The following is a 25,851-nucleotide window of genomic DNA, read 5'->3' as shown; positions in this document are numbered from 1 at the left end:
CGCCGGGTCGGGATCCACCTCACCGAGAAGGGCGCGGGCCTCCGCACCGCCGCGGAGGGCATCCCCACCGAACTCGCCCGCTCCACGGGCATGGGCGTCGGCGAACTCGTCGCCCTGCGCGACACCCTGWCGCGCCTCACCGAATCGCTCCACAGTTTCGAAACCCCTACAGGAGAGAAGTAACCATGAAGATCGTCTACACCGCCGAAGCCCTCGCAACCGGGGAAGGCCGCAACGGCCACGCCCGCACGTCCGACGGCCGGCTCGACCTGAACCTCGCCATCCCCACCGAGATGGGCGGGTCCGGCGACGGCACCAACCCCGAGCAGCTGTTCGCCGCCGGATACGCGGCCTGCTTCCACTCCGCGCTCCAGCTCGTCGGCCGTCAGGCCGGGGCCAACATCGCCGACTCGGCCGTCGGCGCCCGCGTCGGGATCGGCTCCACGGACGGCGGCGGATTCGGCCTCGCCGTCACCCTCGAGGTGTCCCTCCCCCACCTGCCGCGCGCGGAGGCACTCGAACTGACGGAGAAGGCACATCAGGTGTGCCCGTACTCCAACGCCACCCGCGGCAACGTCGACGTCACCCTCGAGGTCACCGAAGACTGAGCATCCTGCGCGGGCGTCGGGTCACCCGAACTTGTACTCGACGCCCGTCAGGTCCTCCGACAGCGACCACAGCCCCTTCGCGGTCTGCTCGTCCCGCGACTTCTTGTTGGAGCCCACCACCTTCGGGTGGCCACGCTGCTCGAACAGGCCGTCCGGCCCGATGTAACTTCCGCCGATCACGCCGGGGGCGGTGGCCGCGAACAACATCGGCAGCGCCCCCATCTCCGCCGACTGCGCGAAGATCCGGTTGCCGACCGCCATCAGCTTGTCCTGCACCGACTCGGTGTGCGCCTGCAGATTGGTCGACGCGTAGCCGGGGTGCGCGGCCACCGCTGTGACGGGAGACCCCGCCGCGGCGAGCCTGCGCTGCAATTCGTACGTGAACAGCAGATTCGCGAGTTTCGACTGCCCGTACGCGCTCCAGCGGTTGTACTTGCGGTGTTCCCAGTTGAGATCGTCGAGATGTATCGTTCCCGCCTGATGTGCCGCACTCGACATCGTGGCGACCCGATCGGTGATCTTGCCGAGCAGCAGTCCGGTCAACGCGAAATGCCCGAGATGATTTGTGCCGATCTGCATTTCGAATCCGTCGGCCGTCTTTCGCTGCGGAACCGCCATCACCCCGGCGTTGTTCACGAGCACGTCGACGGAATCGACGCCGGCGGCGAACTCGCGCACCGACGCGAGGTCGGACAGGTCGAGACGGCGCACCTCGGCGTTGTCGCCGATCGACCGCGCGACCACCTCACCCTTGTGGGTGTTGCGGCAGGCCAGCACGACGTGGGCTCCCGCCTTGGCCAGTGCCCGCGCGGCCACCTCCCCCAGACCACTGTTGGCGCCCGTGACGACGAACGTACGGCCGCTCTGATCGACGATGTCCGAAGCTGTCCACTTGGTCATGCCGTCAACCCTACGGATCTCGGGACGCGTCGTGAACCCGTCACCACGTCTGCGCCCCGACCAGCGGCAGATTGAGGAAACTCGGCCGGTCCGGCGACAACGCCACGTGCTGCGGCTTCAGCTGACTGTCGGCCAGAATCGGTCCGAGCGGCAGGTACCGGGGAATGCTGCCCGCGTACACGTCGACGCGCAACCGGTGCCCCGGCGCGAGGACCGCGTCGGTGGGCACGAAGTTGATGTCGACCGGCGTCACGTCACCCGGAACCAGCGGCTGCCGCGCGGCCACCGTCAGAGAGTGGTGCGGTTCGGTGTAGTCGCCGTTCGCCGACTTGGTGCTCTTCGAATCGTCCACCGCCCGCATCGAAGCGGTGAGCGCACCGTTGGTGAGCGCGGTCGACGTGCCGTCCGGCGCGACGTCGTTCAGCGTCACCGCCCAGAATCCGTCCGGCGCGTCGAGCACGGTTTCGAGGTGCAGGTTGACCGGACCCGACAGTTCCGTCGGCTGCGTGACGGGGGCACTGGTGAACGTCAGGCCCTCGGCCTCGTTGAAGCGGGAGTCCTTGCTGCACAACGATCCGAAGACGACGGCCGCGCCGGCGGTGCCCTGCGTTCCGTCGCGGGAGCAGAGCCCGCGGAGTCCGGGTGCGACGGTGAGTTGCGCCGTGTCGCCGGGTTTCGCCGGCACCAGGCTGCCGTCGTGGGCGGCGTGCCCGGCGGTGCCGCTCGGGGCACCCGACAGGTACATCCGCTGGTAGTCGACACCGGCCCGCGGGAACTGATCGGTGGTGGTCCAGCCGTTGCCCTGCTGGTACAGCGTGACCGGGCCGTACTCGTCGATGCCGTTGTCGATGCCCTTCAGCCACTTGTCGAACCACGCCCGTTCGAGGACGTCGAGTCGCGGCGGCGCACCCGGCTCGCCGAAGCCGCCCCCGAACGAGACGTGGTAGGCGTCGCTCATGATCAGCTGCTTCTCCCCGGCGGGCAGCGGAATGTCGTTGTAGACCCGCGGTTCGCTGTTCGCGAAGATGTCGTGCCAGGCGCCGTAGAGCATCGTCGGCACGTCGACGTTCCCCGCCTGCGCCTTCCGCTCCTCGTAGAACTGGCCGTCCTGCGCCACCCGCAGCGTGCCGGGGTCGAGATCGCCGATCTGCGTCGCGGTCATCGCCTGGATGAGCGCCGGGAAAAGGGTCAGCGGATCGCGCAACCGGTCCTGCAGCCACCGCTCGTCGAAGTTCCCCTGAGCCAGCGCCTGGACGTCGGGAACGAACTTGAGACCGTTGACGAGTGACAGCCACAGCGGCATGAATCCCACGCCGAGGCCACCGCCCGTCCCGACGATGTCGCGGAGCAGGTCGTTGCCCGGTTCGGTGGGGAAGATCGCCTTCAACGCCGGTGGCCGATGCCCCGCGGCCTGCAGCGAGTTGATTCCCGAGTAGGACACGCCCGCCATCCCGACCTTGCCGTCGGACCACCCCTGCCTGCTCATCCAGTCGATGATCTCGACGGAGTCCTGCTGCTCGAGCGGACCGAGCGCCTGCCATTCGCCCTGGGAGAAGCCGGTGCCGCGCGCATCGACCACCACCTGGGTGTATCCGTTCCGGACGAGGTCGCGGTTGACGCCGAACACGCGCATGCCGCCGCCGGTGAGCACCTTCGCCAGTTCCCCGACGCCGTCGAGCGGCGTTCCGGCGAGATCGAAGGAGTTCACCAGATCGACGACCGTGTCCTCGAGCCCCGGCACCGCCAGCACGGAATCGACGAGGTTGCCGACCAGCTTCGTGTACGGCGTGACATTGAGGACCGACGGCATCTTCGTGTCGATCGGCGTGCCCGAGGCGTCCGCGGGGCGATAGACGTTGGCCTTCAACACCGTTCCGTCGGTCATCGTGATGGGGACGTCCCAGTCGATCGCGATCACCGGATATTTGGGGGGCGCGTCGACCGCGGCGTTCCACGCGGCGCCCGCGACTCCCCCCGTCGGATCCGCCGACGCCGTCACCGCCGGAACGACAGCGAGACCCACCGCCATCGCAAGAGCAACTGCCACCGCACCCGGACGAAACGCCCGTCGACGCACGATCACCACGACCCCCGTGAAAATCTTCCGATGACGCGCCTCAGCGACCATCAGGGTGGCCCGCGTCACAAACTTACCGGATAGTAACCATGAGTCCCCCCGCGGTCAACGACGGGTTTTGCCCGCCACTCGACTACCGTGACGAACGTGCCCGACGCCCCACTTCCCGTCCGCGACGGCCTCAACCCGACGCGGCTGAGGATGCCGGACACCGGCACGTGGGCCACCGTGCTCGAATACCTCGTCGCACGCTTTCCGCACGACGAGACCCGCCTGCGCGAGAAGGTCGACACGGCCGAAGTCGTCGACGAGCGCGGGCAGCCGATCACCGAGTCCACGCCGTTCGCGCCCCGCCGATTCGTGTACCTGTACCGGGATCCGCCGGTCGAGAAGCGGGTGCCGTTCGAGATCGAGATCCTCCACCGCGACGAGAATCTCCTCGTCGTGGACAAACCCCACTTCCTGGCCAGCACCCCGCGCGGCGCGTACGTCGCCGAGTCGGCGCTGGTCCGGTTGCGTCGAGACCTCGACCTCCCGGAACTGACACCCGCGCACCGGCTCGACCGGTTGACCGCCGGAGTGCTCATCTTCACGGTGCGGCGCGAGGTCCGGCGCGACTACCAGTCGCTGTTCGATCAGCGCCGGGTGACCAAGGAGTACGAGGCCGTCGCCCGCTACGACCCCGATCTCCCGCTGCCCGCCACGGTCCGCAGTCGAATCGTCAAGGAACGCGGGGTCCTGAAGGCGTACGAGGTGGACGGTCCCGCCAACAGCGAGAGCCGGATCGAACTGCTCGAGGTCCACGGCGACGCGGCCCGGTACCGGCTGCTTCCGCACACCGGCAAGACGCACCAGTTGCGGGTGCACATGAGTTCGCTCGGCATCCCGATCCACGGCGACAACTTCTATCCCGATTTCTACGACGTTGCCGCCGACGACTATTCGACGCCGCTGCGGCTGCTGTCCCGTTCCGTCGAGTTCGTCGACCCCTGCTCCGGCGTCACACGACGCTTCGCGAGCCTCCGGAGCCTCGACTGGCCGCTATGACCTCGGCTTCTTTCGCCCGGCCCGCTCAGCCGGAAGGATGGTGACATGAGTACCGCGACGTCCGTCTCCGAAGTGGAACGCAAGTACGAAGCGACATCCGAGCAGCAGCTCCCGGCGCTGTCGGGGCTTCCGGGCGTCGACGGTGAACCCCGGCGCGATACCGTCCAGCTGTCCGCCCTGTACTACGACACGGGTGAACTGCTGTTGCTCCGCTCCGGAATCACGCTCCGCCGCCGGGAAGGCGGCGACGACGCCGGCTGGCATCTGAAGATCCCGGCAGGCGCGGACGAGCGGACCGAGCTGCAGCTGGCACCCGACCCCGAGCACCCCGAAACGGAGGTGCCCGGCGAGTTCGCGGAACTGCTCACGGCCTTCACCCGGGGCGCCGCCCTGAACCCGGTCGCGCTCATCAGCACCGACCGCGAGCGGCAACGGCTCGTGGACGCGGCGGGCACGACGCTCGCCGAGGTCGTGTCGGATGTCGTGATCGCCGCCGTACCCGAGACGGGCACCGGAACCGACGAGCGGGTGTGGCGGGAGATCGAAGTCGAACTCGCGGCCGGTGACCGAAAGCTGTTCGACGCCATAGACTCCCGGCTGACCGATGCCGGAATCACCCGCTCGGACGCGCCGTCCAAGTTGCGGCGGGCACTCGGCGACGCGGTGGGCGGCACCCCGGCCCCCGTGCGCGGGAAGAAGCGGTCCGCGCCGCGGACGCTGCTGCTGGAGTATCTGGCCGAGCAGAAGGATTCTCTCGTGACGGCCGACCTCGGCGTGCGGCGCGACCTCGAGGAGTCCGTCCACGACCTCCGCGTCTCGGCCCGGCGGATCCGGAGTGTCCTCCAGGTGTACGGGTCCAGCCTGCGCGACCAGGAGACGGTCGACGAGTTGATCGCCGAACTCCGCTGGGTCGGCCAGGCCCTCGGCCCGGCGCGGGACACCGAGGTGCAGTGGAGCCGGCTCGTGGATCGGCTGGGTGACGCCGAGGAGATACCCGACCGCGAGGTCGTGCGGGCGCGTCTCGACGAATACTTCTCGGGACTCGCCGCGGCGGCCCGGCCCGGGGCGCTGGCCGCCCTGAACTCCCAGCGTTACCTCGACCTGCTCGCCGGGCTCGACACGTTCCTCGCCGCCGTCGAGTCGTCGGCGGGCTCGGGTCCGTCGAAGAAGACCGCCGCGAAAACCCTGCGCACGTTGTCGAAGTCCGTCCACGGGCGCGTGGGGAAGGCGGCGGCCGCGACCACCCGGGCCGAGCGCGACGAACTGACGCACCGAGCGCGTAAGCGCGCCAAACGATTGCGCTATGCGATCGAGTCGACGCGGTCACTGACACCGAAGGCGTCCGCCCGCGCGCAGAAGAAGTTCAAAGGCTTTCAGGACGTACTCGGCGACTACCAGGACGCCGTCGTCGCACGGGAGCACATCCTCGCGGCCGTGGCGGAGGATCAGCACTCCGCCGAGTCGAGCCTGGGCCTCGGAATGCTGCTGCAGCGTGAACTCGACCGCGGCGACGCACTGGCAGCCGATCTGAAACCGGAGTGGAAGAGCGCGAAGAAGGTGGCCCGAAAAGTCTGGAAGTAGGGCACAGTCGGGGAGTACCCACCAGCGTGAGCGAAGGGATCCGGACGTGAGCACACCCGCCAGTCATTCCGTCGTCGTCGGCCTGGACGGATCCGACGCCTCCACCGCCGCCGCCCTGTGGGGTGCCTCAGTCGCGTCGAAGTGGGGTGCCACGCTGTCGCTCGTGCACGCGCTGCCGCAGGACGGTCCGCTGTACAGCCCGGCGGCGATCATGCTGGAATCGCAGTTCCTCAGTCAGCTGCGCGAGGACGGCGAAGCCATCATCGGGACGGCGAAGAGGCTGCTGGGGCCGAAGTTCCCCGGTCTCGAGATCGAGACGACCATCAGTCCCGGTCCGGCAGGCACCGCGCTGCTCGAGGCCGCCGACTGGGCGCGGTTGATCGTGCTCGGGTCCACGGGAGCGGGCGCGTTCCGTTCGGTGCTGGTCGGTTCGACGGCGCTGCACGTGGTCAACCGCGCGCCCTGCCCGGTGACCGTCCTCCGGGGCGAGGTCACCGCGCCGGACCAGCGTCCGGTGGTGGTCGGGGTCGACGGAAGCGACCTCAGCGGTGACGCGGTGGCCCACGCTTTCGAGTTCGCGTCGTTCTTCGAGGCGCCCCTGAGCGCCGTCCACACCTGGCAGGGCTCCCCCGGTGCGGGCGGCACCGGCCTGCTCGTCGACTGGGATGCCGTGCAGCAGGAGGAGCAGGCCCTGCTCTCCGAGGGCCTCGCGGGCGAGGCGGAACGATACCCGGACGTGTCCGTGACCAGGGTGGCCGAGCAGGGCGCCGCCGCGGACGTCATCCTGCGGCACTCGGCCGACGCCCAGCTGATCGTCGTCGGCAGCCACGGCCGGGGACCGCTGCTCGGCGCGCTGATGGGCTCGACGAGTCAGAATCTGCTCCACCACGCCACCTGCCCGGTCATGATCTGCCGGAACGAGTGACGGTCGCCGAGGCTAGGAGATGCTCGTCCCCACCAGCTGACCGATCCCGTAGGTGACGATCATCGCGAGCGCCCCGCCCAGCACGACGCGGAGTACCGCCCGGGTGCGCCGGGCGCCGCCGAGGGCCGCACTGACGGTGCCCGTGAGGACGAGCGCGACCAGCACCGCGACGAACGCCACCGGAATCCGCAGGTGCACAGGCGGTAAGAGGATCGCCAGCAGCGGGACGAATGCGCCGAGCGTGAACGAGAGCGCCGAGGATCCCGCGGCCTGCCAGGGGTTGGTCAGATCGTTCGGATCGATGCCCAGTTCGACGTCCACGTGGGCGGCGAACGCATCGTGATCGGTGAGTTCGCGGGCGACCGTCCGGGCGGTCTCGTCCCGCAGCCCCTTGTCCTCGTACATCTCGACGAGTTCCTCGAACTCGGCGTCGGGGGTCTCGGCGAGTTCGCGACGCTCCTTCGACAGCAGCGCACGTTCGGTGTCACGCTGGGTGCTCACCGAGACGTACTCGCCGAGCGCCATCGACACCGCCCCGGCCGCGAGACCGGCGAATCCGGCGGTGAAGATCGCCGATCGCTCGGTGGTGGCCGCCGCCACCCCGACCACCAGACCGGCCGTCGACACGATGCCGTCGTTGGCGCCGAGGACACCGGCCCGCAACCAGTTGAGGCGGCTCGCCAGACTGGGTGCATGCGGCTCGTCGGGGTGCCGCGAGGGCTCGGCCCGCTCGGCGTTCTGCGCTGACATGCGTTCAGGCTAAGACGAAAAGGCCTGGTCGGATAGCCAGGCAAGGCTGCGCTGGGCTTCGGTGCACGGTTCCCAGCACACCGAAACCAAGCAGTTGCTAGGTTAGGGACGCGATTCCCTCACACGCTTGGAGTTCCTCATGGCGACACCCGCCACCAGCACCCCTCGAAATCGCTGCGCCGCACTGGTCACGGGCGGCACCGGCGGCATCGGCTCCGCCATCGCACGGCAACTCGCGACCCTCGGCCACGACGTGGCCATCACCTACCGGTCCAATGCCGACGTCGCCGCGGACCTCGTCGGCGAACTGGAAGGCAGCGGCGTCGCCGCGCAGGCGTTCTCCGCCGACCTCACGGACCAGCCGCGCGTCGCGAGCGTCGTGAAGCAGACCGTCGAACACTTCGGCGGCCTCGGCATCCTGGTACACGCCGCCGGACCGCACGTCCCGATGATCCACCTGTCCGAGGTCGCTCCCCGGGACTACGCCGAACACCTCGAGCAGGAGGCGGTCGCGTTCTTCACCGTCGTCAAGGCCGCCCTGCCCGCGCTGCGGGACGCCTCCGGTTCCGTCGTCGCCGTCACGACCGCGGCCACCAGCCGCTTCCCGGTGCGCGACGGCCTTTCCCCGGGAACCAAGGGCGCGATCGAACAACTGGTCAAGGGATTCGCCGCCGAGGAGGGCCGCTACGGCGTCCGCTTCAACTCGGTGGGCCCGGGGATGCTCACCGACGGCATGGCCGAGCGGCTGATCACCTCCGAAGAACTCGATCAACGCGCACTCGACGCCGCGATGAGCCGGATACCGCTACGCCGGTTCGGCACCGCCGCCGACGTCGCCGAGGCCGTCTGCTTCCTCGCGGGCGACCGGGCCGGTTTCGTCACCGGGCAGAAGCTCGACGTCGACGGCGGATACACGGTCTGATCACCCGCCATGTGTAATGGACGCGTATGACTGACGCCGAAGACACCCGCCCGACGCCCCGCAGGCGTCGTGTCGAATGGGTGATCGGCGGCCTGCTCGTCGTGGTGCTCGCGGTGGAGATCGTCCTGATCTGGCCGGACCTGTCCGAGAGCGTCCAGAACCTCGGCGACCTGAAATGGGGTTGGGTGGCCGCGGCCGTCGTGGCGTCGCTGGCGTCGATGTCGAGCTTCGCCCGGGTGCAACGCTGCCTGCTGGGGGTCGCGGGTGTGCACATCAGGCAGCGGCAGTCGCTGGCGGTGACGTTCGCGTCCAACTCGATGAGCGTGACGCTGCCGGGCGGCCCGGTTCTCGCGACGACGTTCACGTACCGGCAGACGCGGCTCTGGGGTGCGTCGCCGGTGATCGCGACGTGGCAACTGGTGATGGCCGGCGTCCTTCAGGCGATCGGCCTGGCGCTCGTCGGACTCGCGGGCGCACTGCTCGTCGGAGCCAAGACCAACCCGTTCTCGCTGATCTTCACGTTCGGCGGCCTGTGCGCCTTCCTCGTCGTGGCCCAGTACGCCGCGTCACGACCCGACGCACTCGAGGGCGTGGGCATCACCGCGCTGCGCGGCGTCAACGCGCTGCGAAAGAAGCCTCCGCTGACCGGGGTTCGCCAGTGGAAGCACATCGTCGACCAGATGAGCGCCGTCCGGATGGATCGCCGCGACACGGCCCGCGCGTTCGGGTGGTCGCTGTTCAACTGGATCGCAGACGCCTCGTGCCTCGCGTTCGCGTGCTACGCGGTCGGCGCCCATCCCGGATTCGCCGGGCTCGCCGTCGCGTACGCGGCGGGCAACGCCGCGGGTTCGGCCATCCCACTCCTGCCCGCCGGGCTCGGTGTCATGGACGCCGTGCTGGTGCCCGCCCTGACCGCCAGCGGAATGGCCGGCTCCGAAGCGGTGTCCGCGATCGTCGTCTACCGGCTGGTCAGCTTCCTGCTGATGGCCGCCATCGGCTGGATCGTCTTCGCGGTGCGCTTCCGGGGTGCGCAGCAGGGCGAGGAGGGCCCCGACCTCGAACCACTGTGGGGTCGCGGCACGTGAATCCCTCCCGCTGAGCGAGAGCGCCGGGCCGAGGCCGCCGTCGACGGTCCTACCGTCGAGCCGTGACGGAACCGGAATCAGATGAGAAGCAGGTTGTCGTCGTCACCGGCGCGGCCTCGGGAATCGGCGCGGGGATCGCCCGGCATGCGCACGCCCGCGGCATGGCCGTGGTGCTCGCCGACATCGACGCGGCCGCACTGGACCGTGCGTCCGCGGACCTGGGCGGCGCCCTCACCTGCGTCACCGACGTGTCCGACTCCCGATCCGTCCACGCCCTGGCCGAACTCGCGTTCGACTCGTTCGGCCGGGTGGACCTGCTCTTCAACAACGCCGGCATCATGCGGGCCGGATTCCTCTGGCAACTCGGCGAATCCGACTGGGACGCCGCACTCGGCGTCAACATCACGGGCGTCGTCAACGGAATCCGCGCGTTCGTTCCACGGATGCTCGATCAGGGCGGCGCCGGCCGCGTCGTCAACACGGCGTCGGTCGGCGGTTTCGCGCCCGGTCCGATGATGTCGCCGTACAGCGCATCGAAATTCGCGGTCGTCGCGATCACCGAATGCCTGCAGATGGAGTTGAGCATGATCGACGCCGCGGTGTCCGCGAGCGTGCTCGCACCCGGGCCCGTCGTCACATCCGTGTTCGACAACCCGTTCGGGGCCGTCTCCCATCCGGCCGTCGATCGGATGGTCACGCAGATGCGCGAATTGCTCGACACCGACGGACTCGACGCAGACACGTTCGCGGAGTTGGTCTTCGCGGGCATCGACCGCGGCGACTTCTGGCTCGCACCGCAGGGTGAGCACCTCGACACGATGGTCCGGCAGCACACCGCCACCATCCTCGAACGGCGAGAACCGGTGATCCGGCAGTCGTTTCGCTGAGTTCGGCACGTTCCGGGCGAAATCCTCCCGCCGAGTGAGACATTCCGCGGACATCGACCGTTAGTTCTGCTACCTTTTGCCGAACCAAGCACTTGCTTGCTTACGCTAAAGGGGCGCCCATGCGAATTCGATCCTCAGCTCTCACAGCGGCGCTCGCCGCGACCACACTCGCGCTCACCGGGTGTTCCGGGGCGGGCGCAGACGACGCCGACGCCGCCGGCGGACCGTATCGGGTGCTCGTGACCGGCGGAATCAGCGGGCAGGGCGCGCTCGCCGCGAACGCGCAGACGTCCGTGCTCGCGGCGAAGGCGAGCGCCGAGGCCGTGAACCGAGCAGGCGGCGTCGGCGGACGCCAAGTGGAGATCACCGTCGTCGATGACGCCGGCGACGCCACCACGGCCGTGTCCAAACTGCGGGAGGCCATCGCGTCGGGAAAGAAGCCCGACCTCTTCCTCAATTCCGGTCCGTCGACCATCACCACCGCGACACTGCCGATCCTCGCGCAGAACAAGATCCTCTCGTTCAACATCGGACCCACCGAGGATTCGGCGAATCCGGAGAAGTACCCGCTCAACTTCGACCTCGCCTCGGGACCGGCCGAGAACGCCGAGACCATCGCGCGATACATCAAGGGCAAGGGATACCAGTCCGTCGGCGTCGTCCACGGGAGTAGTGCCTACGGCGAAGTGTTCGGACAGGCGATGGAAGACGCGCTGAGCGAAGCAGGGGTGAGCAGCACCGGATCCGAGGAGTACGACACCGCGGCACTCGACATGACGGCACAACTGCAATCGCTCAAGAACCGGGGCACGCAGGCGCTCGTCGTGGACGCCTACGGGGCACCACTCGGATACCTCCTCGCGAGCCTTCAGCGGCTCGACTGGAACATCCCGCTCGTCGGAAACACGTCGGTCGCGGGAACGTCGCTGGTCTCGAAGGCTGCACCGGAAGGCGTGCTCGGCACTCCGGCCACGGCGAACCTGGTCATGCACGTGCTGTCGAGCACGGTCTACGACGCGAACGACACCGCCGTCAACACGATGGTCGACAACATGAAGGCGATGGGCGACATCCCGTCGACGCTGATCCTCGCCGACAATTACGACGCACTGCCCCTCGTCGTGGCCGCCGCGAACATGGCCGGCTCCTCGTCCGATCCCGAAGCCCTCGCCGAGGCGCTCGAGAACCAGGAAGTCCTCGACGGCGCCGAGACCGCGTTTTCGCCGTCCTATCACTTCTCGGCAGACTCGCACGCGTCGAAACCGGGAGACGAAGCGTACAAGTTCGTGCCGCCGAGCCCACTCCTGAACGGCCAGTACGGAAACCCGAGCGCGTGACACCCACCCACAGGAGATATCGGTGACCATAGTCTGGTCTGGCCTCGCGCTCGGGGCGGTCTACACGCTCGTCGCGATCGGCTACAACATCGTCTTCATCTCGTCCCACACGTTCAACTTCGCTCAGGCCCAGCTGATGATGGTCGGCACCTTCGTCGCCTACACCGGCCTGGTCACCCTGAAGTTGCCCATCCTCGTCGTCGCGGTGACGGCCACGGTCGCCGTGATGATCCTGGCCGGGATCGAGGAGATCGTCGCGGTCCGGCCGGTCCGCGATCACCAGAATCAGCTCGTCACCACGCTCGGCGCCGCGACACTGATCAACGGTGCGACGCAGCTGATCTGGGGAAGCGAACCGCTCACCGTCCCGTTCTTCGGCTCGAACGACCCGATCACGGTCCTCGGCGGCCGCACATATCCGGTCGAGATCGTGCTGCTGATTCTGGCGGTCGTGCTGGTGGTCGTCCTCGGACGGGTCGGCACCCGGACCATGACCGGTCTCGCCCTCCTGGGCATCTCCGAGGACCGCGAAGCCGCCCTGTTGCGCGGTGTCAACGTCCGGGCGCTGGCCCTCGGTGCGTTCGCCTTCTCCGGAGCGCTCGCCGGTTTCCTCGGGCTCTTCGTGGGTCCCAAGACGTTCGCGGTGGCCACCCTGGGTTCGGCGCTGGCGATCAAGGGCTTCGTCGCCCTGGCGATCGGCGGATTCGGCTCGCTCCCCGGCGCATTGGTCGGCGGCCTGACCGTCGGACTCGCCGAGTCGTTCGCCGCTCTCGACCTGGGCAGCCAGTACAGCAACATCGCGGTCTTCGTCGTCCTCATCGCGATCCTCATGGTGCGTCCGGCCGGACTGTTCGGCCGGACGCGGGAACGGGTGGTGTGAACAATGGCTCTGTGGCGCCTGATTCGATCGGCCCCCGGTTGGCTCTTCCCGCTCGCCGTCGGCCTCCTCGTGCTGTTCCTGCCGGAGTTCGGTCTGGGCTTCGCGCTGTCCCGGCAGGTGCAACTCGCCTGCATCCTCGCGCTGGTCGTCAGCGGCCTCAATCTCAGCCTCGGCTACGCGGGGGAACTCGCGCTCGGCCAGGCCGCGATGTACGCGGCCGGGGCGTACACCGCCGGGCTCATGTCGATCGCCGGATACACGGACATCGTGCTGCAGTTGGCCGCCTCGGGGCTGGTGGCGCTCGCGGTGGGCATCGTCACCGGAATCCCGGGATTGCGGCTCGGCAGTTGGTCATTGGCGATGACGTCGTTCTTCCTCGTCCTCCTCGTGCCGGACATCATCGCCGTCTTCGGCGACACCACCGGCGGCCGCAACGGACTCAGCGGGATCGAACCGGCCACCCTGTTCGGTGAGGCGATCGACGCCGACCGGTTCTACATGGTGGTCGTCATCGTCGCGATCCTCTGGTTCGCGGTCCTGCGCAACCTGGTGGCCTCCCGGCACGGCATTGCGTTCCGCACCCTCAAACAGAGCCCCGTCCTCGCGTCCTCGGTGGGCATCTCGGTGTTCCGGATGAAGCTTCTCGGCTATGCGATCGGCGCGTTCCCCGCCGGCCTCGCGGGCGCCCTGTTCGCGAACATCGACATGTACGTCTCCCCCGAAGCGTTCGGATTCACGTTCGCGACAGCAGTTCTCGCGGCGTGCATCCTCGGGGGCGCGACGAGCGTCTACGGCGCGGCGGTCGGGGCGGCGATCATGCAACTCGGCCCGAACCAGTCGTCCGAGTTCCAGCAGTACGCCCTCGTCTTCTACGGCGGATTCCTGATCCTCGGCGGCGTCCTCCTCAGTGGTGGCCTCGCGAAGGTCGCCAAGCAGGCGACGGCACGGTTGGACCGCGCGGCGGGCCTGACCGGCCGTGGAACACACGCCCGCCCCGGAGGCACGGATCGATCGGCGATGGACCCGATGCCGGGTCGGGTGCTCGTGGTCGACGGCATCTCGAAGGCATTCGGCGGCAACCAGGCACTCGACGACGCATCGCTGCGAGCGGAACCGGGCAGCATCACCGCGCTGATCGGACCGAACGGCTCGGGCAAGACCACGATGCTGAACATGATCTGCGGGTTCTACCGCCCCGACAGCGGTCGAATCCTGATCGGTGACACCGAGGTCCAGGGCAAGGCGCCGGAACGGGTCGCCGGATGCGGCGTGGCCCGAACGTTCCAGACACCCGACATCCCCGACGGCGTCACCGTCCTCGAGGCGGTGGCCTCCGGTCGGTACAGCACCGACCGGGTTTCGATGCTCTCGACCGTCCTGCGGCTTCCCCGTCATCACAGGGTCCGCGCCGCCGACATCGCCGAGGCGGAACGCGCACTCGACGTCGTGGGGCTGTCGCATCTACGCGACGAGACCGCAACCGCACTCCCCCTGGGAATGCGGAGGCTGCTCGAGGTCGCCCGGTCGGTGGTCGCCGCACCGCGGGTCCTGCTGCTCGACGAGGTGGCGTCCGGCCTCGACGAGGACGAGGTGGAGCGCCTTGCCGGCCTGATCCGTCAACTCAGCGACGCCGGCTGCACGATCGTGCTGGTCGAGCACAACTTCCGCCTGGTATTGGCACTCGCCGACACCATCGTCGTGCTCGCTCAGGGCCGCGTGATCGCCGAAGGTCCACCCTCCGAGATCGAACACAACCCTCGCGTACTCAGCGAATACCTCGGCGTCGTCGCCGAGGACACGGAACTGGCCGGAGAGGCGACCTCATGAGCGATCAGACTGCAACACCGCTGCTGAGCCTGCGGAACGTGCAATCCGGATACGGCGACCTGCGGGTGGTGTGGGACGTCTCGCTCGACGTGTGGCCCGGCAAGGTCACCGCACTGCTCGGCCGGAACGGTGCTGGGAAGACCAGCACCCTGCGTGCCATCTCGGGGCTGAACAGGGTGTCCGCCGGGACGATCGAGTTCGACGGCCGCGATATCGCGAAGGTGGCGCCGCACCGGCGGGTCCGCCAGGGAATGGCCTACGTGCAGGAGGGGAAGCGGGTCTTCCACCGGCAGACCGTGGAACAGAACCTGATTCTCGGCGGGTACGTCCGCAGGATGAGACGGTCCGCCGTCCGCGAGGAGGTGGAGCGGATCTACGACCTGTTCCCCGTCCTCGGCGCGAAACGCGGCCTGCTCGCCGGTGCGATGTCCGGCGGGCAGCAGCAGATGCTGGCGATCGGGCAGGCGCTGATGGCGAAACCCACCCTGCTACTGCTCGACGAGCCGTCCGGCGGGCTGGCGCCCGTAATCGTCGGCGAGGTCATGGAACGCGTGAACATTCTCAAGGAGGCCGGGCTGGCGGTGCTCCTCGTCGAGCAGGCCGTCGACGCCGCGATGAGCGTGGCCGATCACGTCACCGTCCTCGACGTCGGACGCGTCGTCATGGACGCGGATGCGGGCGAGATCGACGACAGGGCGGTGATCCGGGACGCCTACTTCGGGCGCGTCGGCTGACGACTAGCCGCCGAGGCGGCGGAACACGAGACGAACCGCGAGCCCCAGGTGCGCCATCACCTCGTCCACCGAGATGCGGCCTGCCACCCAGGACACCAGGCTCGACATCCAGACGTCGCCGATCACGCGGATGGCGTTCAACTGGTCGTCGGAGATCTGCTCGACACCGATGGTCTTGGCGAACATCTCCGTCATCAGGGCGCCGAACGCATCCAGTTCGGCCGAGGCCGACGCGTCCGCGAACATGAACGCACGCACCAGGGCCTCGTACCGCGGCCGGTCCTTCTCGAGGACCTCGGTGTTCTTCCGGAGCACGAACAGGATCCGCTCCGACGGGGTGTCGCCGGGGATGGTGACGTTCTCGAACCGGGACCGCATGCCCTCGAACACCATCAGGAGGCCCATCACCAGCATGTGGTTCTTCGACGGGAAGTACCGGTACACGGTGCCCAGCGCGACGCCCGCCCGATCCGCGATGGCGCGCATCTGCACGGCGTCGTACCCGCCCTCGGAGGCGAGTTCCATCGCCGCGGCGACGATCCGCTGGTAACGCTCCCGCTGCGGGGCCTTGGCCCCGCGCGAGGGCAGCTGCCCGTTGCGGAGCAACGACAACAGCCCGTCGCGGCCCGCCGTCAGCGGCTCTTCAGCAGTGCTCATGGACGTCAGCCTAGCGACAGTCACTTCGCCGGCGTCGCGCGACGGTAGCCCCACGTGAGTGCCAAAGTGTGTTCCCCCACACTTTGGCACTCACGTGGGGTGGGAACGAAAAAACTCCGCTGTCGACGTTCTCGACAACGGAGTTTCTGTGAATCGTGGTGGCCAGGGCCGGGATCGAACCGGCGACCTTCCGCTTTTCAGGCGGACGCTCGTACCAACTGAGCTACCTGGCCGGACGGCACCCGAACCGAATGCCTATCGCATTGTGTTGCCGATACCGTGTATCGGCAACACACTTGCGACCCTGACGGGACTCGAACCCGCGACCTCCGCCGTGACAGGGCGGCGCGCTAACCAACTGCGCCACAGGGCCTTGCTTGTCCTGCTGTGCTCTACAAGTGTAGAGCGTTACTGCGTGTCACTTTTACTGCCGTCGAACCATACCGCATGCTCGACACCGGTCAAACGTACCCCCTACGGGATTCGAACCCGCGCTACCGCCTTGAAAGGGCGGCGTCCTAGGCCGCTAGACGAAGGGGGCCCGTCGGATTTCTCCGAACCAGTACCTCAACGGCGTTCCGTTGGGAGCTTGGATAGCTTAGGACACGGATCGAGAATTTCCCAAATCGCCAGGTCAGACTACGAATCGGGCAGTTCTGACCCGGAATCCGGCCATCCGTCCCGCGCAAACTTCTCCAGCCATTCGGGTGAAGCCATCGCCGCGAGGATCACTTCGAGCGATTCGACGAACCGTGTACCGAGGTCGCCCTCCAGCGCGGTCATGTCGGACATGTACCGCTGGCCGGCGAGAGAGGCCGCCAGGACCCGGGTGAACTTCTCCGGGTCGGCATCGGCGCGCAGCGACCCGTCCCGCTGGGCGCGGATCGCGAACGCGTGCGCGGTGCGCCCCCACACCTGCGAGCCACCGGACTGCACGTCCGGGTAGAACTCGGGTTCGACGATCAGCCGGAACTCGGCCCGCACGATGACGCTCGAATGAAACAGCTTCGCCAGGTCGATCACGAAACCGTGCAGCGCCTCGAAGGGCCCGATGTCCGTGCGACTCGTCCACCTGTCGGTCAGGGCGGTGAATTGCTCCACCCCGGACTGGAGGACGGCGCGGGCGAGTTCTTCCTTCGATTGGAAGTGGAAGTACATCGCCCCCTTGGTGGCGTTCGAGCCCTCGAGGATCGTGTTGACCGACGCCGCCGCATAGCCGCGCTTCGCGAACTCGATCGCGGCCGACTCCACCAGTGCAGCGCGAGTGCGTCGCGCACGCTCCTGCTGACGTGCCATGACGGTGAATCCCTCTCCCAAATGTAGTAACCCCCGCTTTTCGCCCTGCAGGGGCGAGCTTGGAGCCATACATAACAGTATCCCCGTTTTGAAAGAACCAACAGAGCAGTCTTTAGATCATGAAAACTTCCATAAAACAAACCTTGCACCCGTTATTCACCCGAAATCGGACCGCCGCCGAAAACACACCAAGTGGTATAATTTGGGTCGGCTCGGGTGCGCTGCAGGGGGTGCGCACCCGAGCCGACCACTTCCATCCCCCGGCACGGCGCGCCGTGCCGGGGGTGCTGTTCTCTCGGTCACCGTCTGCGCACTAGACTCTGGCCCCGCGCCCCTATAGCTCAGTTGGTAGAGCTACGGACTTTTAATCCGCAGGTCGTAGGTTCGAGCCCTACTGGGGGCACCGTCCTGACCGGTTCATCCTGGTCAGGTAGTGCGATAGACGCGTTCGGAGCGGCGGAGTGGTCACCATGTGACCACCCGTCGACCCGGCGACGTGCTCACCTTGGTCGCGGGATGTCGAGAATCCGCGGCCGGCTCCGTCCCCGCAGTGAACACGGCCACAATGGGCCGTACCTCACCAAGGAGGTTCGCCAGTGGACGAGGCGGCACTGCGCACCCTCACCCCCGCTGTGATCGGGATCCTCGTCCGCCGCGGAGCCGACTTCGCGGAGGCCGAGGATGCCGTGCAGGACGCCCTGGTCGAGGCCGTGCGCGTGTGGCCGGACGACCCGCCGCGGGATCCCAAGGGCTGGCTGGTCACCGTGGCCTGGCGGAAGTTCCTCGACACCGCCCGCGCCCACTCCTCCCGCAGGCAGCGCGAGGAACGCATCGAGGCCGAGCCGGTGCCCGGACCGGCCGAGGCGGTCGACGACACGCTCCAGCTGTACTTCCTGTGCGCGCACCCGTCCCTGACACCGGCATCGTCCGTCGCGCTCACGCTGCGCGCGGTCGGCGGCCTGACGACGCGTCAGATCGCGCAGGCCTACCTGGTTCCGGAGGCGACGATGGCCCAGCGCATCAGCCGGGCCAAGCGGACCGTCTCGGGCGTCCGGTTCAACCAGCCCGGCGATGTCGCCACGGTGCTGCGGGTGCTCTACCTGGTGTTCAACGAGGGGTATTCCGGCGAGGTCGACCTCGCCGCCGAGGCGATCCGGCTCACCCGTCAGCTCGCGGCCGCGATCGACCATCCGGAGGTCGCGGGTCTGCTCGCGCTCATGCTGCTTCACCACGCGCGGCGCCCGGCACGGACCGGCCCCGACGGCAGCCTCGTACCCCTCGCCGAGCAGGACCGCAGCCTGTGGGACACCCGTCTGATCGCCGAGGGCGTCGACATCCTCCAGGCGGCCCTGGCCCGCGACCGCCTGGGCGAATTCCAGGCCCAGGCCGCCATCGCCGCGCTCCACGCCGACGCCCGGACGGCCGAGGAGACCGATTGGGTGCAGATCGTCGAGTGGTACGACGAACTGGTGCACCTCACCGACAGCCCGGTGGCCCGCCTCAATCGGGCCGTCGCGGTCGGCGAGGCCGACGGCCCGCGCGCCGGGCTGGCCGCACTCGCGGCGCTGGACGACGCACTGCCCCGTCACACCGCGGTCGCGGCGTATCTCCGCGAGCGGGACGGCGACCTGGCAACGGCGGCACGGCTCTACGCGGAGGCGGCCGACAAGGCGCCCAATCTCCCCGAACGAGACCACCTCACGCGTCAGGCCGCCCGACTCAACGCGCTACTGCGGAGCTGAGCGGCACTCACCCGCGGCGCGGCGCGTCCTCCACCGAGGACACCCGGATCAACCGCCGAACGGCCTCGACGGCGGTCTGCCGCCGCTGCGCCACCGTGCGTTCCCCTGACTTCTTGCCGCCCGGCGCGGTGGCCAGCGATCGGACGACGTCGGTGATCACGAGCAGTAGTTCGCCTGCGTTCCACGACGGATCGACGAACCCCTCCTGCTGCCCTCGGCGAATCTCGGCGGCCTTGGGCCGCAGGGTGACGATCCGCGCGTCGCTGTCCGCGATCTGTTCCCGCATCTCGAGGTCGGCCCACTCCTGCAGCCGTGCGTTCTCGGGGTGCGCCACGTAGTCGTCGAACAAGCGGCCCGCATACCCCGGCAGATCGTCGCCCCGCAGTGCCGTCTGCTCCGTCGTCTCCACGATCCATTGCTGGATGACGGCGTCGAACAGCGCTTCCTTGCTGTCGAAGTACGCGTACAGGCGGTCCTTGCTCGCCCGGGCCGCCTCCGCGATGCGGTTGATCCGGGCCCCGGCGACTCCGTAGCGGGCGAATTCGTCCTTGGCCGCGGCGAGGATCCGGTCGCGCGTGGCTTCTCCCGCTGATCGCATGCCGACATCCTAAATTGCCCGTTGCCGAACCATTTGGTTCGGCGTAGCCTGCGCAGTTGACGAACAATCTGGTTCGGAAACTCTTCGACCTTCCCGTCCGCACGAGAACCCGAGGTACGACCATGAACATCGATCAGGCCCGCAGCACGTTCCACGAGCTTCGACAGCGCGACGCCGGCGTCTCCCCCGACGAACTCGACGCCGTGTGGGCGGCACTCGACACCGTGCGGGCCGAGGACATCCTCGGCAGCTGGAAGGGCGACGACTTCGCCACCGGGCACCGCCTGCACGACAAGCTGGTCGCGAGCCGCTGGCACGGAAAGACGTTCCACTCCCTCGAGGACGCGAAACCGTTGATCTGCCGGGACGCAGACGGGAACCTCTATTCCGACGTCGAGGGCGGCAACGGCGAGGCCAGTCTGTGGAACATCGAGTTCCGGGGCGAGGTCACCGCCACCATGGTGTACGACGGCGCCCCCATCTTCGATCACTTCAAGAAGGTCGACGACTCGACCCTCATGGGCATCATGAACGGCAAGTCCGCACTGGTCCTCGACGGCGGCAGGCACTACTACTTCCTGCTCGAAAGAGACTGAGCCCCAATGCAGGTCACCGCAGCGCTCTCCCTCGGTCCCGAGTCTCCGTTCACGCTGGAGACGGTCGAACTCGACGAGCCCCGCGCGGACGAGGTTCTGGTGCGGGTCGTCGCCACCGGCCTGTGCCACACGGACCTCGTCACCAAGGCGGCACTCCCCACCGCCGCCGGTCCGGCCGTCCTCGGGCACGAAGGTGCCGGGATCGTGGTCGACGTCGGGGCACGCGTGAGCGGGATAGCGCCCGGCGATCATGTGATTCTCAGCTACCGCCACTGCGGTGACTGCGACCAATGCCGAAGTGCGGGTCCGGCGTACTGCGTCGACGCGCACCGCCTGAACAGTTCGGGCAGGCGTGTGGACGGTTCGGCCACCGTCACCCGGAACGGCGAACCGGTGCGCGCCGCCTTCTTCGGCCAGTCCAGCTTCGCCGACCACGTTCTCGCGACGGCCGACAACATCGTCGTCGTCGACGAGTCCGTCGACCTGGCCGCCGCGGCGCCGCTCGGCTGCGGGTTCCAGACGGGTGCCGGTGCGGTACTGAACGTGCTCCGGCCCGGCAGCGATTCGAGTGTGGTCGTCTTCGGCGCGGGCAGCGTCGGGTTCGCTGCGCTGCTCGCCGCCCGATCAAAAGGTGTCGCAACAATTTTCGCGGTCGATCCAGTGCCCGCGCGGCGTGCGCTCGCGGCGGAGTTCGGTGCGGTCGCGCTCGATCCCGGGACGCAGGACGTCGTCGCGGCGATCCGCGCGGGGACCGGCGGCGGCGCCACCCACACCCTGGACACGACGGGGATCCCCGCCGTCATCGGTCAGGCGCTGTCGTCGCTGCGGGCGCGAGGCAGCGCGGTGGTCGTCGGACTGGGCACACCCGAAGTGGCGGTGAACATTCAGGACCTGATGCTGAACGGCAAGACCCTCCGCGGCTGCGTCGAGGGCGATTCGTCCGTGCAGCAGTTCATTCCGCAGTTGCTGGCGTTGCACGCCGAGGGGAGGTTCCCGTTCGACCGTCTCGTCACCGAGTACCGGTTCGAGGACATCAACCGCGCCGTCGCCGATCAGGCTGCGGGGACGGTGATCAAACCCGTGCTCGTGTGGTGAATTGTCAGGGCGCGGCGGGTGACGGCCCGTCGCCGACCTGCCCGTCTTTCGCTTTCGTGTCCCCGCGCATCTCGGCGAGATCCTCACCGCGCTTGCGGTACGTGAAGCTGACTCCGGCGACGCCGAGGAACAGCACCACCCCGATGATGGCGCCGGCGAGCGACGCACCGCGGAATCCGGGCGCGTCGACGTCCATGATCCGTTCGCCGGCGTGCGCCGCGCTGTTGCCGCCGAGCACCACGCTGAGCGTCAGCAGATTGGGCAGCACCACAAGGACTCCGAGGATCAGCAACACGATCTGCACGGGCTTGAACCGGCGCTTGCGGAACAACCGCCACGCCCCGCGGAACAGCAGCAGGGGCAGCAGCGTGCACAGGGTGCCGAACAAGAGTCCCCACAGGATGCCGCCGCCGAAGCTGCCATCCGCCATCCCGCCCACGTTCTGCGCCCACGCCCGCGGGAGGTACGCCGCGAGGATGAAATACGCGATGACCAGCACCACCAGGAGGACGGCGATCCCGATGGCCTTCTTGGCCCACGACGGCAGTCCCGACTTCGCCGGCGTGGTGGTGGATGCGCTGTTGTCGGTCGTCATGACTGGTCTCCCTGCGTCGGCAACGGTTCTTCGTCCAGCACCTGCTTCGCCAGTCGCTTCGGCGCGACGAGCGTGTACGACGTCCTGATCCACTCACGCAGCTGTTCCCACCGGGGCCCGTCCGCGTCCGCGACGTCCACTGCGATCCAGCCGTGTCTACCGAGACCGTATCCCGCGGGCTCAGCCCCCGGTTCCGTCGCGACCACCGCTTCTGCCTCGTCGACGGTGAGCTTCACCGTCAACCGGGTGGCGTCCACGTCGCTGAACACGAAGTTCTTGCCCCGCACCCGGAACGTCGGGTGCCCGTCCCACTGGGCGATGTCCACCCGTACGGCTTCGGGCAATTCGGCGGCGATCTGTTCGAGGCGGCTCATGTTGTTGCCCATGTGACGATTGTCGGCAGCACCCCGACCGACCGCAACAGGCATATCGGACATACGGGATTCACTAATGTCGGAAGTCCGGGGGTTTCGACGAAGAGCCCCATGACGAGGCAGGCATCCATGGCATCGATCGACGACCTTCTGTCCCAGATTCCGATCAACCAGATCGCCCGGCAACTCGGCGTCGACGAGGCCACCGCCGAGACCGCAGTGAAGTCGGCGCTGCCGACGCTCGTCGGCGGGCTCGGCGCCAACGCCGAGGACCCGGACGGCGCCGCGTCCCTGCAGAGCGCGCTGCACGATCACCGCGGCACGACGCTGCTGGACGGCGGAATCGACATCGACCAGGTCGACACGGACGACGGCGACAAGATCGTGTCCAACATCTTCGGCGGCGAACGTGACCAGGTGGCGAGCACACTCGGCGGGGTCGGCGGCGGCAGCGGAGTGGGCAGCGACCTCATGAAGCAGTTGCTGCCGATCCTCGCGCCGATCGTGCTGGCGTACATCGCCAAGCAGGTGACGGGCGGCGGTTCCGCTCCGCAGGCGCAGCCGCAAGATGCGGGCCAGGCAGGCGGAGGTCTCGGGGACGTACTGGGCGGACTCCTCGGAGGCGGCGGCGGTTCCGGCGGGCTCGGCGGGGTTCTCGGTGGCCTGCTCGGGAAGGGTGCGGGCGGCGGACTGGGCGACATGCTCGCCGGACTGCTCGGCGGCGGAAAGAAGTAGCGAGACGGGGCGGCGGGTCACCGCCGCCCCGCAGGGTGTCGATATTCACACCTGGGGTGGATCGAATTCCCAGGAGACTCGGAGCCGGACGAAGCGCCTCCTACGCAACCGTCGACACGGCTCGAGTTAGGGCGGGGAATCTGTGGAGACCCACAAATCTGTGATCGTCCACAACTGCCCGCGCGTCGCTGTGATGATCTCTCCCTGGGATGATTACGCTGGTCACCGCACACGCAACCTCATCAGTACACTGTCATGTAACGGTTCGCCGCGTGGCGGCGACACATCCCGGAAGGTCCATTACGGATCGGTAACTTCGACGGTTCCCGGGCCGCCGACGGCGTTTACCAACCTACTTACGGTGCCGTAGGCTGAACAAAGTCAAATTTGAGCTACTGGAGGCATTACACATGGCGAGGGACCTGACCCAACTCGAACTGCTGCAGGAGTTGTCGCCGGTTGCAGAAGAGAACGTCAACCGCCACCTCTCCATGGCCAAGGAATGGCACCCCCACGACTATGTTCCGTGGGACGAGGGGCGCAACTTCGCCGCGATGGGCGGCACCGATTGGGACCCCGAGCAGTCGCAGCTCGACGAGGTCGCCAAGGCCGCGATGATCACGAACCTCCTCACCGAGGACAACCTGCCGTCGTACCACCGCGAGATCGCGGAGAACTTTTCCCAGGACGGCGCATGGGGAACATGGGTCGGTCGCTGGACCGCCGAGGAGAACCGTCACGGGATCGTGATGCGCGATTACCTCGTCGTGACCCGCGCCGTCGACCCCGTCCAGCTCGAGCAGTTCCGCATGGAGCACATGACGAACGGCTTCGCCTCCCCCGCCGACGTCGACGCAGGCTTCCTCCACTCCGTCGCGTACGTCACGTTCCAGGAACTCGCCACCCGTGTGAGCCACCGCAACACCGGCAAGGCGTGCAAGGACCCGATCGCCGACAAGATGCTGCAGCGCATCGCGGCCGACGAGAATCTGCACATGATCTTCTACCGCAACATGTGTGGTGCGGCCCTCGACCTCGCGCCCGACCAGGCGCTCGAGGCCGTCAACATGATCGTCCAGAACTTCCAGATGCCGGGCGCCGGTATGCCGAACTTCCGGCGCAACGGTGTGCTCATGGCCAAGCACGGCATCTACGACTTGCGTCAGCACCTCGAAGAGGTCGTGATGCCCGTCCTGCGCAAGTGGAACATCTTCGAGCGGAACGATTTCACCGCCCGCGGCGAGGAGATCCGCGAGAGCCTCGGCAAGTTCCTCGAGAACCTCGAGGGCCAGGCCACCAAGTTCGAGGAGCAGCGCGACCGCATGCTGGCCCGCGAGGCCAAGAAGCGCGAGCAGAAGGCTTCCTGACCTAAACAGTTATCCTGTGCCCGGTACCGGATTCGGTACCGGGCACAGTTTTTTCCAGCACTTTCCCAGAGGTCGTCAATGTCATCCCTTCGTATCGGATCGCTCGAGCTGCGCAGTCCGGTGGTTCTGGCCCCCATGGCCGGGATCACCAACGTCGCCTTCCGCACGCTGTGCCGTGAGCTCGAGACGGAACGCGCGGGCAGCACGTCCGGCCTGTACGTCTGCGAGATGGTGACCGCGCGTGCGCTGGTCGAGCGGCAGCCCGCGACCCTGCACATGACGACGTTCGGCCCGACCGAGACGCCACGGTCCCTGCAGCTGTACACCGTCGACCCGGACACCACGTACGCGGCGGCCAAGATGATCGTGGACGAGAACATGGCCGACCACATCGACATGAACTTCGGCTGCCCCGTCCCCAAGGTGACCCGCAAGGGTGGCGGTGCGGCGCTGCCGTACAAGCGCACGCTGTTCGGCCGGATCGTCGCGGCGGCCGTGAAGGCGACCGAGGGCACCGACGTCCCGGTGACCGTCAAGTTCCGCGTCGGCATCGACGCCGAGCATCACACGCATCTCGACGCCGGCCGGATCGCCGCCGGGGAGGGCGCCGCCGCCGTCGCGCTGCACGCGCGTACCGCCTCGCAGCGGTACTCCGGCACGGCCGACTGGAACGAGATCGCCCGGCTCAAGGAACACGTCACGGACGTGCCCGTCCTCGGGAACGGCGACATCTTCGCGGCCGAGGACGCGGCCCGCATGATGGAGCAGACCGGGTGCGACGGCGTCGTCGTCGGACGCGGGTGCCTCGGCAGGCCGTGGCTGTTCGCGGAGCTGAGCGCGGCACTGAACGGAAAGCCGCAGCCCACTCCGCCCAACCTCGGCGAGGTGGCCACGATCATCCGCAGGCACGCGGAACTCCTCGCCGATCACCACGGCGAGGACAAGGGCCTGCGCGAACTGCGCAAGCACGTGTCCTGGTACCTGCGGGGCTTCCCCGCCGGGTCCGAACTGCGGGTCGCGATGGCCCTCGTGAGCAAACTCACCGAACTCGACGACCTCCTCGTCCAGCTCGATCCGACCATCCCGTTCCCCAAGGACGCCGAGGGTCCGCGCGGGCGGCAGGGATCGCCCGGCACGGTCGCCCTCCCTGAGGGGTGGCTCGACGACCCCGACGACTGCCTGGTGCCCGCCGGCGCCGACCTCATGCATTCCGGTGGTTAGCAGCGCGAACGCGCG

General features: G+C 68.1%; 25 protein-coding genes, 4 tRNA genes and 1 pseudogene. 19 read left to right on the top strand and 11 right to left on the bottom strand.

Annotated features, from left to right (window positions below):
• Nucleotides 1-183, top strand: a pseudogene (locus AC1DWT_RS06775) (MarR family transcriptional regulator); the annotation flags it as partial.
• A gap of 2 nt (nt 184-185) precedes the next feature.
• The gene (locus AC1DWT_RS06770; protein ID WP_072943091.1) at nt 186-608 is read left to right on the top strand and encodes an organic hydroperoxide resistance protein; all 423 of its coding nucleotides are present in this window, start codon (nt 186-188) and stop codon (nt 606-608) included.
• Nucleotides 609-629: 21 nt separating this feature from the next.
• On the opposite strand, the gene AC1DWT_RS06765 is transcribed toward AC1DWT_RS06770, so the two are convergent.
• Together AC1DWT_RS06765 and AC1DWT_RS06760 are read right to left on the bottom strand one after the other, a co-directional pair.
• The gene (locus tag AC1DWT_RS06765) at nt 630-1,508 is read right to left on the bottom strand and encodes an oxidoreductase (protein WP_095863340.1); all 879 of its coding nucleotides are present in this window, start codon (nt 1,506-1,508) and stop codon (nt 630-632) included.
• A gap of 40 nt (nt 1,509-1,548) precedes the next feature.
• A complete protein-coding gene (locus AC1DWT_RS06760) occupies nt 1,549-3,537 on the bottom strand; it encodes a CocE/NonD family hydrolase (protein WP_095863620.1) in 1,989 nt (662 codons plus the stop codon).
• A gap of 195 nt (nt 3,538-3,732) precedes the next feature.
• Here AC1DWT_RS06760 and AC1DWT_RS06755 point away from each other — a divergent pair, with 195 nt between their 5' ends.
• Genes AC1DWT_RS06755 through AC1DWT_RS06745 form a run of 3 tightly spaced genes read left to right on the top strand, consistent with a single transcriptional unit; the run spans nt 3,733 to nt 7,138 of the window.
• On the top strand, nt 3,733-4,632 hold the full coding sequence (locus AC1DWT_RS06755) for a pseudouridine synthase (RefSeq protein ID WP_072943167.1): 900 nt from the start codon (nt 3,733-3,735) through the stop codon (nt 4,630-4,632).
• A 45-nt stretch (nt 4,633-4,677) separates the two neighbouring features.
• A complete protein-coding gene (locus AC1DWT_RS06750) occupies nt 4,678-6,213 on the top strand; it encodes a CYTH and CHAD domain-containing protein (protein WP_095863339.1) in 1,536 nt (511 codons plus the stop codon).
• Nucleotides 6,214-6,259: 46 nt separating this feature from the next.
• A complete protein-coding gene (locus tag AC1DWT_RS06745) occupies nt 6,260-7,138 on the top strand; it encodes a universal stress protein (RefSeq protein ID WP_072943085.1) in 879 nt (292 codons plus the stop codon).
• Between the two features lie 12 nt (nt 7,139-7,150).
• On the opposite strand, the gene AC1DWT_RS06740 is transcribed toward AC1DWT_RS06745, so the two are convergent.
• Nucleotides 7,151-7,888, bottom strand: coding sequence for a VIT1/CCC1 transporter family protein (locus AC1DWT_RS06740; protein WP_072943083.1), 738 nt, complete (start codon nt 7,886-7,888; stop codon nt 7,151-7,153).
• Between the two features lie 139 nt (nt 7,889-8,027).
• Here AC1DWT_RS06740 and AC1DWT_RS06735 point away from each other — a divergent pair, with 139 nt between their 5' ends.
• The 7 genes from AC1DWT_RS06735 (at nt 8,028) to AC1DWT_RS06705 (ending at nt 15,560) form a co-directional block, all read left to right on the top strand.
• Entirely contained in the window at nt 8,028-8,810 is a 783-nt protein-coding gene (locus tag AC1DWT_RS06735; protein WP_095863338.1) for an SDR family NAD(P)-dependent oxidoreductase, read from the top strand.
• Nucleotides 8,811-8,836: 26 nt separating this feature from the next.
• Nucleotides 8,837-9,895 carry a lysylphosphatidylglycerol synthase transmembrane domain-containing protein gene (locus AC1DWT_RS06730; protein WP_095863337.1) on the top strand — a complete coding sequence of 353 codons (1,059 nt, stop codon included), beginning with the start codon at nt 8,837-8,839 and terminating at the stop codon, nt 9,893-9,895.
• 62 nt (nt 9,896-9,957) lie between these two features.
• Nucleotides 9,958-10,782 carry an SDR family NAD(P)-dependent oxidoreductase gene (locus AC1DWT_RS06725; RefSeq protein WP_095863336.1) on the top strand — a complete coding sequence of 275 codons (825 nt, stop codon included), beginning with the start codon at nt 9,958-9,960 and terminating at the stop codon, nt 10,780-10,782.
• Nucleotides 10,783-10,901: 119 nt separating this feature from the next.
• Nucleotides 10,902-12,119, top strand: a complete 1,218-nt coding sequence (locus AC1DWT_RS06720) for an ABC transporter substrate-binding protein (protein ID WP_095863335.1) — start codon at nt 10,902-10,904, stop codon at nt 12,117-12,119.
• Nucleotides 12,120-12,141: 22 nt separating this feature from the next.
• Nucleotides 12,142-12,999 (top strand): branched-chain amino acid ABC transporter permease, encoded by an 858-nt coding sequence (locus AC1DWT_RS06715; RefSeq protein ID WP_095863334.1) that lies wholly within the window; start codon nt 12,142-12,144, stop codon nt 12,997-12,999.
• 3 nt (nt 13,000-13,002) lie between these two features.
• On the top strand, nt 13,003-14,826 hold the full coding sequence (locus AC1DWT_RS06710) for a branched-chain amino acid ABC transporter ATP-binding protein/permease (RefSeq protein WP_095863333.1): 1,824 nt from the start codon (nt 13,003-13,005) through the stop codon (nt 14,824-14,826).
• Nucleotides 14,823-15,560 carry an ABC transporter ATP-binding protein gene (locus AC1DWT_RS06705; RefSeq protein ID WP_095863332.1) on the top strand — a complete coding sequence of 246 codons (738 nt, stop codon included), beginning with the start codon at nt 14,823-14,825 and terminating at the stop codon, nt 15,558-15,560. Before AC1DWT_RS06710 ends, AC1DWT_RS06705 begins: the two co-directional genes overlap by 4 nt.
• A 3-nt stretch (nt 15,561-15,563) precedes the next feature.
• On the opposite strand, the gene AC1DWT_RS06700 is transcribed toward AC1DWT_RS06705, so the two are convergent.
• From AC1DWT_RS06700 to AC1DWT_RS06680, 5 genes are all read right to left on the bottom strand, one after another.
• Nucleotides 15,564-16,217 carry a TetR family transcriptional regulator gene (locus AC1DWT_RS06700; RefSeq protein ID WP_072943071.1) on the bottom strand — a complete coding sequence of 218 codons (654 nt, stop codon included), beginning with the start codon at nt 16,215-16,217 and terminating at the stop codon, nt 15,564-15,566.
• Between the two features lie 156 nt (nt 16,218-16,373).
• Nucleotides 16,374-16,450: transfer RNA gene (locus AC1DWT_RS06695), tRNA-Phe, on the bottom strand.
• A 66-nt stretch (nt 16,451-16,516) separates the two neighbouring features.
• Nucleotides 16,517-16,590: transfer RNA gene (locus AC1DWT_RS06690), tRNA-Asp, on the bottom strand.
• Nucleotides 16,591-16,685: 95 nt separating this feature from the next.
• Nucleotides 16,686-16,758: transfer RNA gene (locus AC1DWT_RS06685), tRNA-Glu, on the bottom strand.
• Between the two features lie 98 nt (nt 16,759-16,856).
• Complete coding sequence (locus AC1DWT_RS06680) at nt 16,857-17,513, bottom strand: TetR/AcrR family transcriptional regulator (RefSeq protein ID WP_095863331.1); 657 nt, start codon at nt 17,511-17,513, stop codon at nt 16,857-16,859.
• Between the two features lie 330 nt (nt 17,514-17,843).
• On the opposite strand from AC1DWT_RS06680, the gene AC1DWT_RS06675 reads away from it, so the two are divergent.
• Together AC1DWT_RS06675 and AC1DWT_RS06670 are read left to right on the top strand one after the other, a co-directional pair.
• Nucleotides 17,844-17,916 (top strand) — tRNA-Lys (locus AC1DWT_RS06675).
• A 193-nt stretch (nt 17,917-18,109) separates the two neighbouring features.
• Nucleotides 18,110-19,255: an RNA polymerase sigma factor gene (locus AC1DWT_RS06670; RefSeq protein ID WP_072943067.1), complete on the top strand. Its 1,146-nt coding sequence runs from the start codon at nt 18,110-18,112 to the stop codon at nt 19,253-19,255.
• A gap of 7 nt (nt 19,256-19,262) precedes the next feature.
• Here the strand turns inward: AC1DWT_RS06670 and AC1DWT_RS06665 are convergent, their stop codons facing one another.
• Complete coding sequence (locus AC1DWT_RS06665; protein ID WP_095863330.1) at nt 19,263-19,853, bottom strand: TetR family transcriptional regulator; 591 nt, start codon at nt 19,851-19,853, stop codon at nt 19,263-19,265.
• A 122-nt stretch (nt 19,854-19,975) separates the two neighbouring features.
• Between AC1DWT_RS06665 and AC1DWT_RS06660 the strand changes: the two genes are divergently transcribed.
• Both AC1DWT_RS06660 and AC1DWT_RS06655 read left to right on the top strand, forming a co-directional pair.
• Nucleotides 19,976-20,449, top strand: coding sequence for a DUF4334 domain-containing protein (locus AC1DWT_RS06660; RefSeq protein ID WP_095863329.1), 474 nt, complete (start codon nt 19,976-19,978; stop codon nt 20,447-20,449).
• A 6-nt stretch (nt 20,450-20,455) separates the two neighbouring features.
• Complete coding sequence (locus tag AC1DWT_RS06655; protein WP_072943061.1) at nt 20,456-21,544, top strand: NAD(P)-dependent alcohol dehydrogenase; 1,089 nt, start codon at nt 20,456-20,458, stop codon at nt 21,542-21,544.
• 4 nt (nt 21,545-21,548) lie between these two features.
• On the opposite strand, the gene AC1DWT_RS06650 is transcribed toward AC1DWT_RS06655, so the two are convergent.
• Complete coding sequence (locus tag AC1DWT_RS06650; protein WP_072943059.1) at nt 21,549-22,139, bottom strand: hypothetical protein; 591 nt, start codon at nt 22,137-22,139, stop codon at nt 21,549-21,551.
• Nucleotides 22,136-22,576 (bottom strand): MmcQ/YjbR family DNA-binding protein, encoded by a 441-nt coding sequence (locus tag AC1DWT_RS06645; protein WP_083395621.1) that lies wholly within the window; start codon nt 22,574-22,576, stop codon nt 22,136-22,138. The genes AC1DWT_RS06650 and AC1DWT_RS06645 overlap by 4 nt, the downstream gene beginning before the upstream one ends.
• Nucleotides 22,577-22,642: 66 nt before the next feature.
• Between AC1DWT_RS06645 and AC1DWT_RS06640 the strand changes: the two genes are divergently transcribed.
• From AC1DWT_RS06640 to dusB, 3 genes are all read left to right on the top strand, one after another.
• The gene (locus tag AC1DWT_RS06640; RefSeq protein ID WP_095863328.1) at nt 22,643-23,248 is read left to right on the top strand and encodes a DUF937 domain-containing protein; all 606 of its coding nucleotides are present in this window, start codon (nt 22,643-22,645) and stop codon (nt 23,246-23,248) included.
• Nucleotides 23,249-23,658: 410 nt separating this feature from the next.
• A complete protein-coding gene (locus AC1DWT_RS06635; protein ID WP_072943056.1) occupies nt 23,659-24,615 on the top strand; it encodes an acyl-ACP desaturase in 957 nt (318 codons plus the stop codon).
• Between the two features lie 78 nt (nt 24,616-24,693).
• On the top strand, nt 24,694-25,836 hold the full coding sequence (gene dusB / locus AC1DWT_RS06630; protein ID WP_072943055.1) for a tRNA dihydrouridine synthase DusB: 1,143 nt from the start codon (nt 24,694-24,696) through the stop codon (nt 25,834-25,836).
• The last annotated feature ends 15 nt before the right edge of the window (nt 25,837-25,851 follow it).

This window comes from Rhodococcus sp. P4_B6 (assembly GCF_056402215.1).
Note: the sequence above shows the minus strand (reverse complement) of the source record. Positions and strands in the feature narration are given on the sequence as shown.

Excerpts from the sequence above, each read along its gene's own strand:
- AC1DWT_RS06655 (WP_072943061.1), top strand. The coding sequence starts at position 20,456 with ATGCAGGTCACCGCAGCGCTCTCCCTCGGTCCCGAGTCTCCGTTCACG.
- AC1DWT_RS06645 (WP_083395621.1), bottom strand. The coding sequence starts at position 22,576 with ATGTCCGATATGCCTGTTGCGGTCGGTCGGGGTGCTGCCGACAATCGT.
- AC1DWT_RS06665 (WP_095863330.1), bottom strand. The coding sequence starts at position 19,853 with ATGCGATCAGCGGGAGAAGCCACGCGCGACCGGATCCTCGCCGCGGCC.
- AC1DWT_RS06640 (WP_095863328.1), top strand. The coding sequence starts at position 22,643 with ATGGCATCGATCGACGACCTTCTGTCCCAGATTCCGATCAACCAGATC.
- AC1DWT_RS06635 (WP_072943056.1), top strand. The coding sequence starts at position 23,659 with ATGGCGAGGGACCTGACCCAACTCGAACTGCTGCAGGAGTTGTCGCCG.
- AC1DWT_RS06660 (WP_095863329.1), top strand. The coding sequence starts at position 19,976 with ATGAACATCGATCAGGCCCGCAGCACGTTCCACGAGCTTCGACAGCGC.
- AC1DWT_RS06740 (WP_072943083.1), bottom strand. The coding sequence starts at position 7,888 with ATGTCAGCGCAGAACGCCGAGCGGGCCGAGCCCTCGCGGCACCCCGAC.
- AC1DWT_RS06720 (WP_095863335.1), top strand. The coding sequence starts at position 10,902 with ATGCGAATTCGATCCTCAGCTCTCACAGCGGCGCTCGCCGCGACCACA.
- AC1DWT_RS06765 (WP_095863340.1), bottom strand. The coding sequence starts at position 1,508 with ATGACCAAGTGGACAGCTTCGGACATCGTCGATCAGAGCGGCCGTACG.
- AC1DWT_RS06730 (WP_095863337.1), top strand. The coding sequence starts at position 8,837 with ATGACTGACGCCGAAGACACCCGCCCGACGCCCCGCAGGCGTCGTGTC.
- AC1DWT_RS06760 (WP_095863620.1), bottom strand. The coding sequence starts at position 3,537 with ATGGCGGTGGGTCTCGCTGTCGTTCCGGCGGTGACGGCGTCGGCGGAT.
- AC1DWT_RS06770 (WP_072943091.1), top strand. The coding sequence starts at position 186 with ATGAAGATCGTCTACACCGCCGAAGCCCTCGCAACCGGGGAAGGCCGC.
- AC1DWT_RS06700 (WP_072943071.1), bottom strand. The coding sequence starts at position 16,217 with ATGAGCACTGCTGAAGAGCCGCTGACGGCGGGCCGCGACGGGCTGTTG.
- AC1DWT_RS06710 (WP_095863333.1), top strand. The coding sequence starts at position 13,003 with ATGGCTCTGTGGCGCCTGATTCGATCGGCCCCCGGTTGGCTCTTCCCG.
- AC1DWT_RS06750 (WP_095863339.1), top strand. The coding sequence starts at position 4,678 with ATGAGTACCGCGACGTCCGTCTCCGAAGTGGAACGCAAGTACGAAGCG.
- AC1DWT_RS06680 (WP_095863331.1), bottom strand. The coding sequence starts at position 17,513 with ATGGCACGTCAGCAGGAGCGTGCGCGACGCACTCGCGCTGCACTGGTG.
- AC1DWT_RS06650 (WP_072943059.1), bottom strand. The coding sequence starts at position 22,139 with ATGACGACCGACAACAGCGCATCCACCACCACGCCGGCGAAGTCGGGA.
- AC1DWT_RS06735 (WP_095863338.1), top strand. The coding sequence starts at position 8,028 with ATGGCGACACCCGCCACCAGCACCCCTCGAAATCGCTGCGCCGCACTG.
- dusB (WP_072943055.1), top strand. The coding sequence starts at position 24,694 with ATGTCATCCCTTCGTATCGGATCGCTCGAGCTGCGCAGTCCGGTGGTT.
- AC1DWT_RS06705 (WP_095863332.1), top strand. The coding sequence starts at position 14,823 with ATGAGCGATCAGACTGCAACACCGCTGCTGAGCCTGCGGAACGTGCAA.